Origin of the sequence: Xanthomonas melonis (assembly GCF_020783655.1) — a bacterium.
Lineage (GTDB): Bacteria > Pseudomonadota > Gammaproteobacteria > Xanthomonadales > Xanthomonadaceae > Xanthomonas > Xanthomonas melonis.
Genome location: NZ_JAJGQH010000003.1, coordinates 245,640 through 258,418, shown reverse-complemented (window position 1 = coordinate 258,418; position 12,779 = coordinate 245,640). Strand labels below are relative to the sequence as shown.

Annotated in this window: 6 protein-coding genes; 2 read left to right on the top strand and 4 right to left on the bottom strand. The window is 68.1% G+C overall.

The window, feature by feature from the left end; translation table 11 throughout:
- Nucleotides 1-168 precede the first annotated feature (168 nt).
- Nucleotides 169-726 carry a VUT family protein gene (locus LL964_RS04530; RefSeq protein ID WP_104585981.1) on the top strand — a complete coding sequence of 186 codons (558 nt, stop codon included), beginning with the start codon at nucleotides 169-171 and terminating at the stop codon, nucleotides 724-726.
- Nucleotides 727-834: 108 nt separating this feature from the next.
- Here LL964_RS04530 and glnE read toward each other — a convergent pair whose 3' ends face one another.
- From glnE to LL964_RS04510, 4 genes are all read right to left on the bottom strand, one after another.
- The gene (gene glnE, locus LL964_RS04525) at nucleotides 835-3,660 is read right to left on the bottom strand and encodes a bifunctional [glutamate--ammonia ligase]-adenylyl-L-tyrosine phosphorylase/[glutamate--ammonia-ligase] adenylyltransferase (protein WP_104585983.1); all 2,826 of its coding nucleotides are present in this window, start codon (nucleotides 3,658-3,660) and stop codon (nucleotides 835-837) included.
- Nucleotides 3,661-4,051: 391 nt separating this feature from the next.
- Complete coding sequence (locus tag LL964_RS04520; RefSeq protein ID WP_104585984.1) at nucleotides 4,052-6,556, bottom strand: hypothetical protein; 2,505 nt, start codon at nucleotides 6,554-6,556, stop codon at nucleotides 4,052-4,054.
- A gap of 381 nt (nucleotides 6,557-6,937) precedes the next feature.
- Nucleotides 6,938-9,115 carry a translocation/assembly module TamB domain-containing protein gene (locus tag LL964_RS04515; RefSeq protein ID WP_104585985.1) on the bottom strand — a complete coding sequence of 726 codons (2,178 nt, stop codon included), beginning with the start codon at nucleotides 9,113-9,115 and terminating at the stop codon, nucleotides 6,938-6,940.
- Nucleotides 9,116-9,528: 413 nt separating this feature from the next.
- Nucleotides 9,529-10,602: a 3-deoxy-7-phosphoheptulonate synthase gene (locus tag LL964_RS04510; RefSeq protein WP_104585987.1), complete on the bottom strand. Its 1,074-nt coding sequence runs from the start codon at nucleotides 10,600-10,602 to the stop codon at nucleotides 9,529-9,531.
- A 775-nt stretch (nucleotides 10,603-11,377) separates the two neighbouring features.
- On the opposite strand from LL964_RS04510, the gene yjjJ reads away from it, so the two are divergent.
- On the top strand, nucleotides 11,378-12,763 hold the full coding sequence (yjjJ, locus tag LL964_RS04505) for a type II toxin-antitoxin system HipA family toxin YjjJ (RefSeq protein ID WP_167395222.1): 1,386 nt from the start codon (nucleotides 11,378-11,380) through the stop codon (nucleotides 12,761-12,763).
- Nucleotides 12,764-12,779: the final 16 nt, after the last annotated feature.

Here is a 12,779-nt window from a genome sequence, read left to right as displayed (position 1 = left end):
TGCACTCCTACAGCAGGTTGCTGCGCTGGGCGGTCTCGATGGCTGCGTGACCGGCGGGTGTCATGGGTAAAGCTTCTCGCGCCTGGGTGCGCTCCTTCCGCGGGTTGTTGGGCTGGTCCGGGCTGGGCGCCATGCGGATAATCGGCGCCTCGCCCGCCGGTCGTCGCCATGCCCACCATGCCCGCTCCCCCGTTCGCACCGCTCACCGCCCGCGCTCTGACCTGCGCGGTGCTGGCGATGGGTGCGGTGGTGTTGCTGTCCAACGTTCTGGTGCGGTATCCGATCAACGCCTGGCTGACCTGGGGTGCGTTCTCGTATCCGCTGGCCTTTCTGATCAGCAACCTGATCAATCGTCGCTTCGGCCCGCGCGCGGCGCGAACGGTGGCCTGGTGCGGATTCGCGCTGGCGGTGGCGTTGTCGGTGTGGCTGGCGACGCCACGCATCGCGGCCGCTTCGTGTACGGCCTTCATCGCGGCGCAGCTGCTCGACATCAGCGTGTTCGACCGGCTGCGCGCCGGCAGCTGGTGGCGCGCGCCGATCGTGGCCACTGCCTGCAGCGCCACCCTGGATACGGCGATCTTCTGGAGCGTGGCCTTTGCCGGCGCGGCATTGCCATGGGTGAGTTGGGCGGCAGGCGATCTGGCGGTGAAGCTGGGCATGGGCGTGCTGCTGCTCGGGCCATTCCGCGCACTCCTCTGGCGAAGCGCACCACGCCACCTTGCCTGAACGGCAACCACAACGCGCAGCATCGAGGTTGCCGATTCCTTCCCCCGCCAGCGGGGGAAGGTGCCCGAAGGGCGGATGGGGGGAACGCTTCCAACCACCACCACGCAGCTACAACGCCGCCGCATCCTTGCCAACGGGAAACTCCAGTCCCTGCGCACGCGCTGCAGCGAAGATGTGCCGGCGTGCCTGCTGGATGGCCGGCGTCGGCGCGATCAGGCGCGGGCGTCGATCCAGGGTGCACCCCAGCCCCGCATCCACCAGCGTGGCATGCGCTTCATGCAGCGGCTGTGCGAGATCGGCCGGCAACCATTGCGCCCGCACCAGCGCCTCGATCAAGGCCGGCGTCTGGCAGACCTCCAGCACGGCCGGGTGCTGCGCGGCCTGCTGCAAGACGCCGGCCTGCAGCAGAAATTCCAGATCGACCAGGCCACCGGCCCCTTGCTTGAGATCCATGCGGCCGGCATCGCCGCGATCGAGTTCGGCACGCATGCGCGCGCGCATCTTGCGCACGTCCTCGTGCAGCAGCGCTGCATCGCGCACGCGGCTCAGCGTGTCGCGGCGCACCTGCGCAAACGCCTCGCACAACTGCGCATCGCCGGCCACCGATCGGGCGCGCACCAGGGCCTGGTGTTCCCAGGTCCAGGCGCGCTCGCGCTGGTACTCGCGGTAGCTGGCCAACGACGACACCAACGCGCCCTTGCCACCGTCCGGGCGCAGCCGCACATCGATGTCGTACAGCCGGCCGGCGCCGGTTTCGGCGGCCAGCAGCGCCATCACCTTCTGTGCGAGCCGCGCGAACCAGCGGCCTGCGTCCAGCGGGCGCTTGCCGTCGGAGTGTTCGATCTCGCGCGGGTGGTCGTAGAGGAATACCAGATCCAGGTCCGAACCGAAGCCCAGCTCCCAGCCACCCAGGCTGCCGTAGCCGATGATGGCGAAGGTGCCGCCGGGCACCTGCCCGTGTGCGGCCACCAATTCCCTGCGCGCGAGCTGCAGCACCGTCTGCACCACCGCTTCGGCCAGCCAGGCCAGCTGGCGGGTGCTTTCCACGGCCTGCTGGCGGCCGTCGAGCGTGGCCAGCGCGATACGGAAACTCAAGGCCAGCCGGCGTTCGTTGAGCTCGCGCAACGCCGCCTCGGTATCGTCGATGTGCACGATGTCGGCGCAGGCGGCGTGCAGCGTGGCACGGTCAGGAAGTGCTCCCCCGATGCGGGTATCGAGCAATTCGTCCAGCAGCAACGGATAGGCCGCCAGACGCTCGGCCAGCAACGCGCTGCGGGACAGCACATCGACCAGGCGCGCGAGCGCACTGGGTTGTTCGTCCAGCAGTGCCAGGTAGCTGGTGCGGCGCAAGGTGGCCTGCAACAGCCCCAGCAGACGGCGCACCGCCGGATCTGGCTGGCTGGCATGGGCAGCGGCATGCAGCAACGCTGGCACCACCCGATCCAGACGCGCGCGCGCGGTATCGGACAAGGCCTGCACCCCGGAGGACTGCGCGAAATCGCCCAGCACCTGGTGCGCCGCGCCCGGATCGTGCAGGCCGATGCCCAACAGCGGGGCCGCATCGGCATCGGGCAGGGCACGCCAGTAATCGGCCAGCGCGTCGGGGGCGGTGGTGCGTACACGCGGCGCCAGCAATTCGGCGAATTCGGCCGCGACTTGCGTGCGATGGGGCGTCAACGCAGCCAGCAGCGCCTGCCAGTCTGCAAAGCCCAGCCCCAACGCAATGCGCTCGCGCTCCAGCGCCGTGTGCGGCAAGGCATGGGTCTGCGCGTCGCGCAGCATCTGCAGGCGATTTTCCAGCCGGCGCAGGAACCGGTAGGCGGCGGCCAGTGCCGCGCCCGTGTCCGGCGCAACCTGGCCTGCCGCGACCAGCGCCTGCAGGGCGGGCAGCAAGCGGCGCTCGCGCAGGGCGGGCTCGCGCCCACCCCGGATCAACTGCAACGCCTGCGCTAGAAATTCGATCTCGCGAATGCCACCCGGCCCGCGCTTGATATCGTCTAGCCGGTCGTGCCGCGCGACTTCGGCGGTGATGGCTGCCTTCATCTCGCGCAGGCCGTCCAACGCGGTGAAATCCAGATAGCGGCGGTAGACGAACGGTCGCAGTGTTTCCAGCCACGCTTCGCCTGCGGCGATGTCGCCGGCCACCGCGCGCGCCTTGAGCCAGGCATAGCGCTCCCAATCGCGTCCCTCGCGCTGGAAATACTGATCCATGCCGGTGAACGACAAGGCCACCCGCCCGGCGCTGCCGAACGGACGCAGGCGCAGGTCCACCCGATGACTGAAGCCATCGGCGGTGGTCTCGTCCAGCAATTTGGCCAACTGCTGGCCCAGCCGTGCGAAATATTCTTCCGCCGCCAGCGGGCGTGGTCCATCGGAGGTTCCGCCCTGCGGATAGGCGTACACCAGGTCCACATCCGACGAGAAATTCAGCTCGCCGCCGCCTAGTTTGCCCAGCCCGAACACCACCAGCCGCTGCACGCTGCCGTCTGCGGCGATCACCTGGCCGTGACGGGTGGAAAACTGCTGCTCCAATGCCTGTAGCCCGGTCTGCAGACAGGTTTCGGCCAGCGCGGTGGCCCCGGCCAGGGTCGCGTCCACGCGATCCATGCCCAGCACGTCGCGCCATACCAGCCGGGTGGATGCGGCGGCACGGTATCGGCGCAATTGCGCAGGCCAGTCCTGCGGCTGCGCCGGGTCCAGCACCGGTAACGGCAGCGGCGGCGGATCGTCCTGCGCCAGATGCGCCAGCAGTGCGGGTTGGCGCGCCAGCGTCTCCAGCGCGAAGTCGCTGGCAAGCGCCACCCGTTCGAGCTGCCTGGCGAGTACGTCGCCCGGCCAGGGCTGCACGGCAGAGACGGCCTGCCGGACACGCGACACTGCCCGTTCGATGAGGGCGGCCAGCGCAGGAGAAGCGGATGCAGTGGGGAGTGACATGGGCCGATTCTGGCATCCCGGACACTTGGCGGCATCCTGGTTGCGTTGCGGGATGCGCTGCTGACGCGCGCATCGTCGATGCCGTGCGCGATGGGCGAACGGAAGCGCACCCTGTACGGCGCATCCAACCGCACTTGACCCGCATCGGCAGGAATCATCGCCAGCGATGCCGCGCCATGAAGAGTGCAGTTACAACGGTGCCCCCTGCACGAAGAACGGCCCATGCATGAACGGCCGAACGCCAGGCAATAAAAAAGCCCGCTTGCAGCGAACTGCCAGCGGGCTTTGCTCCCTCCCCCACGTCGGGATGCAGGAGCATAGTGCGCGCCCCGAACGCGACTTGCACGCTGCACTGCAAAACAATACCAGGCGGTACAGAACTGCAGTTTCTTCACGGCTGCGCGTTACGCGATGGCTGCGCCGGAAGCAGATCCGGCTGCGCCTGATACCACTGCGCCGCGCGCAGCAGATGCCACTGCGCGACGTCGTTGCGCAGGCCGACCGCGGCGCTCAATACGCCCCACCGTGCGAGCAGGCTGCCATCGCGCCGGCGTCCCTGCAGGCGCAGCCGCGCGTCGACCTGAAAGCGTGCGTTATGCGCCTGCAGGCGATCCACGACAACGGTGTCGCCCTGCCAATGGAGACGGCCGGTGGCCTGTGCCTGGCCGGCATCCACCATCCGCAGCATCCAGTCCGGAACCGAACGATCGCGCGCATACAGCGCCAACAGGAACGCCAGATCGCGTACCTGCAGACGCACCCGCCCGTCCACGCCGACCGGCCGGTGCCAATGCATGCGGGTGTCGTCCAATGCGATGCGCGCCCACCAACCGTCGCGGCGCCGGCCATCGGGCCCGGTGAAACCGACATTGCGCAACTGCACGGTACTGGCATCGAGACGGAAGTTTTCCGCGCGCAGGTCGCCGCGTTGCAGACGCAGATCCGCGTCCACATCGCCACGCAGCGCCAGACCTGCGAAATGCAGCCGCGCCGCACGCGCGCCGATGCGCAAGCCGCCCTTGCCGATACGCCCACCGGGCTCGATCTGCAGATCGCCACTGAGCACACCGTTACCGCCGTCGAAGCGCAGTTGCTGCTGTGGCAGATAGCGGTTGTAGGCACGCAGGTCCGGCACCCGCGCGTCGGCAAAGGTCAGATGCGCGCGCGTGGCATCGCGCAGGCTGCTGAGGTTGCGCGCATCGGCACGCGTCTGCAGATCCAGCCGCAGATCGCGGCCCTGCACGAACGGGCGAGTCGGCGCATCGGCATGCGCAATCGAGAACCGCTGCATCTGCAGAGCCAGCGCGGGCAGCAATTGGCCACCCGCATCGGCGTCCACGCGCAGATCGGCGCTGGCCTGCCCGTCGATCGCATGTCCCATCACACCGACTTGCGCACGCGCATGCGGCACCTGCAGACGGCTGCCTGCACCGAGCTGGCCACGGTCGATGCGCAGGTCGGCATCCACTACCCCGTCGCCTTGCAGGGTGAGCCAGTCGACATCGGGGAACAGCGCAGGAATCCAGCTCAACGAAGCCAGCTGCCAATGCAGCCGCGCATGCCCGCTGGTACGCGGCAGCAACGCACGCAGCCCGCGCAACGGCAGCTGACGCCCGCGCACACGCAGGTCGGCATCCAGCGTCAGCCCGGCATTGGCGGGCTCGGGCATGGCAACGGTCAGGCGGATGTCGTCATCGACCTGCAACTGCGCCTTCAACTCGCCCAGCAATGCTGCCGGTGTGCGTGTGCTGTCGTGCAACGGGGCACGCCATTGCAACCGACTGCCCGGCTGCAACGCACCACGCGCCCAGCGCAGCTCGCCATCGGCGCGCCCCTTGCCTGGACCGGTCGCAACCGCATGACGGCCTTGTGCGCTGCGCACGACATCCAGCGCTGCGGTGTCGCCGTGTACCGACAGCAAGGCATCGGCCAGCTGCACGACCGCGAGCCCAGGCGCGGCGTCGGGCGCATGCCGCGCGATGCCGGCTTGCAGCCGCAGCTGTGCGCGACGCAGCAGCTCGCGGTCGCCCCAACGCACACGCGCGCGCTCGAACACGGCGCGCGAGGGAAACAGCTCCAGCGGCCCACCGCGAAGCTGTTTGAACAGGCCAAGCTGCAGTCGGCCTTCGCCTTCGATGTGCAGGCGGTGCAGCGCCAGTGCGTGCACCTGCTCGGCGTCGATGCGATCGAATTGCAGGATCCAGCCTGGCTCTGCCGGCGTCTGCGTGCCTGCAACGGAGCTTGCAGATGGAAGCGCCGTCGATGTCGGCGCTGGCATCGTTGGAGCAGTGGTTGCCGGCGGTGCTTCTGTCTGTGCCCATGGCGCCGCTCGTGTCGGCATCGCCAGCGGCGCGGAGGCTGGACGCCCCTGCGCTGGCGTTGCGCCCTCGGGCACCGCAGACTGCGGCCCGCGTTGAGTAGCCGCTGCTTCGGCCGGAGGACCGCCACGCGGAGCGCTGACGCCGCTCGCCATGGCAGGGCCACGCGCCACTGGGCGCGCCACCACGGCGGACGGTGCAGAAGGTACTGCAGGCTGCAGGCCTGCACGCACGCCATCGGCGTGAAGCTGCGGCACATGCAGTTGCCGATGCAGCAACGGCAGTATGCGGATCTGTCCACCCAGGCGTCGCGCGCTCACCGTCCAATCGTGACGCTTCGAACGCCCCTGCAGATTCACGTTCCACAATATCAACCGCCCGGGCCACCAGGTGAGCGCGGGCCCCCAGTGCATGGCGAAGGCATCCGGTTTGCGATTGACCACCGCAGGACCGAGCGGCGTATTGAGCAGCAGATTGCCCAGCAACAGATAGCTCGCATACAGCCACAACAGCGTCAGCAACGGCCAGCGCACTGCGCGCGGCAACGCACGCCAACGGGCGTGCACAGGCATCGTCATGATCACAGGCTCCCGAGCACCGCGCACGCGGCGCCAGGCAGTGTGCCAAGCCTTGCGTGATCGCGGCGCACATCATCACGTGGCGGCAGCGCCTGCTGTACACGCCTGTGCGCGCATGCCGTGGATGGAGGGCCTCGTCGTGCGCACGCCGCCAGACGGGCATATCTTCGCGATACACCCTGGACGGCCTCGGCGACGCATCGCGTTCGCAGCCCCGGGGCGCCGGCTGCGGCACGGCGTGGACCTGCGGCGATGCGGAGCAATCGCCCAAGCCCACACCGATCATCGTCGCAGCGCGCGCGCCTGTACATGGCCCAGCGCAGCCCATTGCGATGCTGGCAACGGATGCGACGATGCGCTGCGGAGAACGCGCGCGTCAGGTCACTGGCTGCCGGAAACCGGCGGCAGCAAGCCGGGGCGCGCCTCGTACCATTCGCGTGCGCCTGCCAGGTGCCATTGGCGCTGCTTGCCATCCAGCTCGATGCCGGCGCCCAGCACGCCCCAGCGCAGATACAGGTCGCCGCGGCGCTGTTCGTCCTGGATCGCCAGCCGCGCGCGCAACGACAGCCGTGCGTTCTCCGCGTGCAGCGCATCCACCGTCAGCTGCTGCTTGCGCCAGCGGAGCCGGCCGGTGGCCTCGAGTTCGCCGGAATCCAGCAGCCCTACCACCCAACGCGGGTAATCGGTGCGCTGGGCAAATACCGACAGCAGCGGTGCGGCATCGCGCATGCGCAGTGCGGCCTGCGCATCCAGCTGGAATGGCGCACGGGCCTGGATGGTACCGGCCCCGACCTGCAGTTCGCCCCACCAGCCGGCATCGGCGGCGTCCTCGCCCACCTGCATGTTGCGTAGCCGGATGCGCGTGCCGCTGAGGTCGAAGAACTTGTTCTTGAAGTCGGCGCGCTGCAGCTGCGCCTGCAGTTCGGCATCGCCGCGCATCTGCACGCCGGCCAGGGCCAGATGCGCGCCTTGCCCGCGCAGGTGTGCGTGACCGCTGCCCACGTCGCCGGAGGCGTTGAGCGCGACGTCGCCACTCAGGCTGCCGCGTCCGCCCAGCAGGCGTACGTTCCTGCCGGGCAGATAGCGGTTGTAGACGGTGAGCTCGGGCACCTGCGCATCGCTGAAGCGCAGCTGCGCCTTGAGCGTATCGCGCAGGCGCGCCAGTTCGGCATCGCCATGCATGGCCAGCCGCAGATCGCGGCCGTCCAGCAACACCTGCCCGGGCGCATCCTGCGCGCTGGCCTTGAAGGTGGGGATACGCACGTCCAGGTGCGCCTGCGGCGTGGCGGCATCGTCGATGCGCCCATGCGCGTTGGCGATGCCTGCCAGACGCGCATCGAACACCTGCGCCACCGCTTCCACGCGCGGGATGTCCAGGCGGCTGCCGCCGGTCAGGCGCCCTTGTGCCAGGCGCAGATCGGCCTCGAGCAGACCGCCACCTTCGAGCTGGAACCACGGCTTGCGCACGAACAGCTCGGCAATCCAGTTCAACGATTCGAATTGCCAGCGCCCGCGCACCTGGCCGGACAGGCGCGGCAGCAGCTGCGCCGGCTGCTGGAAGGGAATGCTGCGCCCGGCGATGCGCAGATCGGCATGCAGCTCGCTGCCGGTGTCGGCATCGCGCGGCAGCCGGGCCTGCACGCGAATGTCCTGCGCCACATCCAGTTGCAGGGCCAGCATGCCGCGATCGGTCGCGCCGACGCCGGCCAGCAACGGCAGCCGCCACACCGCACGGCTCCCCGGCTGCAGGGCGCCGTTGGCCAGGGCGATGTCGGCCTCTACCCGCGCGGTCGACGGCCCGCTGCGGATGTCCACGTTCGGCGCGCCGGTGTCGATCTTCAATGCCGCCGTGTTGGCCTTGATTTGCAGGCGCGCGCGGGTGATCTCGAATTTACGCAGGCCCGGCGCCCGATCGCGAAAGTGGCGCGGGAACTGGAACTGCGCATCCACCTGGGCGCCGTTGAAGACCTGCACCCCGTCGTAGCTGACCACCGCATCGCTGAAGCCCGCCTCGGACGGGAACAGCTCCGACGGCCCACCCTTGAGCTGCTTGAGGAAACCGACCGTGCCGTGGCCGTGGCCGGCGATCAGCAGCTTGCCCAGGCGCGCGCTACGGATGCTGTTGCTGCTGATCGCATCGAAGCGCAGCGTCCAGCCCCGGTTGCCACGTGGCGGCGGCGGAATGGGCGTCTCGGAAGTGTCGACCTCTGCGCTCACATTGACCGCGTGCAGCCACGGCAGGCGCACCTCGCGCCGGAACAAGGCCAGCAGTGCGATCCGCGCATGCGCCCGATCGGCATGGAAGACGTACACCGTACGGTTGGCCTGGCCACGCATGCGCACGTTCCAGGCCATCACCTGGCCCGGAACCAGCGTCAGTGCCGGACCGGTCTGCATGCTGAACTTGTGCGGCTGTCGGTTGGTGGTGGCGTCGAACAACGGCGTGTTGAGAAAGACGTTGCCGGCCAGCAGATACAGCGCGTACAGCGCCAGCAGCACGATCACTGCGATGCGCCACGGCCGGGGCCAGCGCTGGAAGCGATCGCGAACAGAGGGCATGGGTGTAGGCAGGAGACGAGTCTGGCGCCACTATCGCGGGTGCGCCGACGCAGGCGCGTGAATGCGCGCGGGTCATCGCCCTGGCCTGCCCATTGCGCGAGCCAGCGCGCACGCCATCGTGGCATTGCCGTGGCTGCGCCCGATCGCACCGCTCCCCGGACCGGAGTGCGGCAGAACAGGGCCGATTCCCCCGCGCGCGAATGCCGCATCACGGCGCCGTCCGCAGCGGTCGCCCGCTACGTGGTGCGCTGGCCACGGCCCTGGTCGGCCCGCAGTCACACGACGGCCAGGCATCTCACCCCATCGACGCAGGATGGCCAGGCGCCCGCGCGCGATGTCCCGGCAGCGCGCGCCATGCGGCTTGGCCCGCAGCCGGTGGCGTCGCTGGCGCCTTGCGCACCCTGGCTACGCGCTCACGCGGCCTCGTCCACCCGCCGCGCGCGACGTACCCGCACCGCCGTGGCCAGACGCTCCAGCACCTGCAGCGAGGCGTCCCAGCCGATGCAGCCATCGGTGATGCTCTGGCCATAGGTCAGCGCGCATCCGGGCACCAGTTCCTGGCGGCCGCCCACCAGATGGCTTTCGACCATCACCCCGACGATGCGCGTTTCGCCGCCTTCCAGCTGCGATGCGATGTCCTCCACGACCTTGGGCTGGTTCTCGGGATTCTTGCCGCTATTGGCGTGGCTGGCATCGATCATCAGCCGCGCCGGCAGGCCGGATCTGTTCAATACCTGGCTGGCTGCTTCCACGCTGGCTGCATCGAAGTTGGGCTGCTTGCCGCCACGCAGGATCACATGGCAATCGGGGTTGCCGGCGGTGGCCGCCACGGCCGTGTGGCCGTCCTTGGTCACCGCCAGGAAATGATGCGGATGCGAGGCCGCGCCCACCGCGTCCACCGCGATCTTGACGTCGCCGCCGGTGCCGTTCTTGAACCCCACCGGGCACGACAGCCCCGATGCCATCTCGCGATGGACCTGGCTCTCGGTGGTGCGCGCGCCGATCGCGCCCCAGGCCACCAGGTCGGCGATGTATTGCGGAGAGATGATGTCCAGGAACTCCACGCCGGCCGGCAGGCCCAGGTTGTTGATGTCGCGCAACAGCCCGCGCGCAACGCGCAGGCCCTTGTTGATCTGGAAGCTGCCATCCAGATCCGGATCGTTGATCAATCCCTTCCAGCCGATGGTGGTGCGGGGCTTTTCGAAGTACACCCGCATCACGATCTCCAACGCATCGCCAAACTGGTCGCGCAGCGGGCGCAGACGCTGCGCGTAGTCCATCGCGGCGACAGGGTCGTGGATCGAGCAGGGCCCGATCACCACCGCCAGGCGATCGTCTCGCCCGTGCAGGATCTCGTGCAGCGCGGCGCGCGCGCTGCTCACGGTGTCGGAGGCACGCTCGTCGCAGGGCAGCAGGGACAGCAGCTCGGACGGCGGGGCGAGGGTTTCGATCTTGCGGATACGCAGGTCATCGGTAACAGGCGGCATGACAGTGTCTCGGTGAGCGGTGTTGCATCGGGGAGCCAGGCGAGGCGGCAACAAAAAAGCCGCCAGTGTGCGCTGGCGGCTTTTCGGGAATGCTGCTGAAGTGTCCTTCAGGGTGAGCGCACTCCTTCCTCCGCCAGCGGCATCGGAAAGCCGTAGTACCAAAAATAAAACTGGCTGCGGGGTGCGTTCATGGGATGCATTGATAACACGCGTTTTTATGCGGTGCCACTGTTTCATCGGCAACAGACCATGTGCATCGAAGCAATGATTGCGTGGCGCGGCAGGAAGCCAGAGGCGTGCCAGCAACGGTTGATCAGGGCAACGGAATGCAATCCGATCGCTAGCGAGCTGCCGATTGCCTTACGTGCAGCGGCACTGCCGCGGGATAGTGCTGCGCGTCACTGGAGCGGTGCGATCAAGGCGCTGGCGTGGGGGTTCACCCGCCTGACAGCGCGCACACCAGGTGCAGAGTGCGCCTTTATCCCGGCACACAAATGGGCGTTTAGGCCCGCTCTTCGTGGCAAGCGGATGCGGATACAGTGTCCAGCAGCTGTGATATGAACGGTGCCGCACCGCCGTCTTGTCAGACCTCAGCCGTGGCTGGGGCGCTCCAGCTCTGTGCAAGGTGCGCTCCGGGCACTTCCAGCCCAGGAACGCCGAAATATCGTTTCACCCCAACGTTTGACGCATCCCTATGCCCTGTAATTTAACCTAAAAATCAAGCACTTGTTACAACAGACAAGCCTGATATATCGTTTCACAAATCGTTTCATTGGTGGTTTACATGCCTCAGCCCGAAGCAGTGGAGCACCTGGTCACCACGCTGCGCGTCAACGGCCCGTTGCGCGGCGCCGATCTTGCCGGGCGATTGGGCGTGAGCAAGGCAACGCTTTCTCGTCTGGTTGCCGCCGCAGGAACTGCGGTGCGGCGCTACGGCAGCGCGCGCGCCACCAGCTATGCCGCCGCAGGCGAGGTGCGGGGCGCGCGCGTCTGGCCGCTCTACCGCATCGACAGCCATGCCCGCGTTGTGGCGTTGGGCCAGCTGCATGCACTCCATCACGACCACTTCTTCGTAGAGCTGCTGCAGGAAAACCCGGTGCTCCTGCATCCGCCGATGCAGCTGGGCGTGTTCGAGTCGCTGCCCTGGTTTCTGGATGACCAACGCCCGCAGGGATTTCTCGGGCACAATCTGGCACGTCGCGTCTCCGGGCCGTTGCGGCTCCCTGAAAATCTCACGCTGTGGTCGCCCGGTGACACACTCGTCGCGCTGCTGTCCGATGGTCACGACCAGCTCGGCGACCTGCTTGTTGGCGAGCATGCGCTGGCGCGCGCACTGTCGTCGATCGACCAGCCCGAGTGCATCGACATCCAAGCGCGCCCGCAGGCATATCTCAAGCACGCCGATGCCGCCCTGCGCGGCGAGGACGTCGGCTCGTCCGCTGCAGGGGAACAGCCGAAGTTCACTGCCGTGCTGCGCGAACACGGCGGGTATCGTCCGGTCATTGTGAAGTTCTCCGACCGGATCGATCAGCCGGCCGGGCGGCGCTGGGCGGACCTGCTGCAGATGGAGTACCTGGCCAACCAAGTGCTACTTGCCGGTGGCATCGCAGCCGCAACGACGCAGAGGCTGGAGGCCGGCGAGCGCGTCTTTCTCGAATCCACGCGCTTCGATCGCACCCCGACGCTGGGCCGCCACGGCTTTGTCTCGTTGATGGCGATCTTTACCGCGTTCTATGGGCAGTCGGAGGTCGGCACATGGCGCGCGCTTGCGCCGCTGCTCAAACGCGATGGTTGGCTGAGTGCGGAAGATGCCGAGCGTCTTGAGGTGATCAGCTGGTTCGGCGTGCTCATCGGCAACACCGACATGCATCTGGGCAACGCAGCGCTGATTCTTGCCGACACGTTGCCGCTGCGGCTCGCGCCGGTGTACGACATGTTGCCGATGGCGCTGCGGCCGGCATCCAGTGGCGAAATCGTGCCAAGGGACATCGAGAGTCCACCACCCACGGTCGGTCAATTTGCACAATGGCGACGCGCCGCAGCGATGGCCGAACAGTTCTGGCAGCGCTCCATCGACGACGCGGCCTTGAGCGATCAGATGCGCGGCATCGCCACCCGCGCGTTGGCAAGCTTGCGCCGAACCGCATCGCGTCTTGCCTGATCGCATTGCCGCACGC

What these genes read in the sequence shown, in the direction of transcription:
- LL964_RS04530 (WP_104585981.1), top strand. Translation starts at nt 169, where the DNA reads ATGCCCACCATGCCCGCTCCCCCGTTCGCACCGCTCACCGCCCGCGCT.
- glnE (WP_104585983.1), bottom strand. Translation starts at nt 3,660, where the DNA reads ATGTCACTCCCCACTGCATCCGCTTCTCCTGCGCTGGCCGCCCTCATC.
- LL964_RS04520 (WP_104585984.1), bottom strand. Translation starts at nt 6,556, where the DNA reads ATGACGATGCCTGTGCACGCCCGTTGGCGTGCGTTGCCGCGCGCAGTG.
- LL964_RS04515 (WP_104585985.1), bottom strand. Translation starts at nt 9,115, where the DNA reads ATGCCCTCTGTTCGCGATCGCTTCCAGCGCTGGCCCCGGCCGTGGCGC.
- LL964_RS04510 (WP_104585987.1), bottom strand. Translation starts at nt 10,602, where the DNA reads ATGCCGCCTGTTACCGATGACCTGCGTATCCGCAAGATCGAAACCCTC.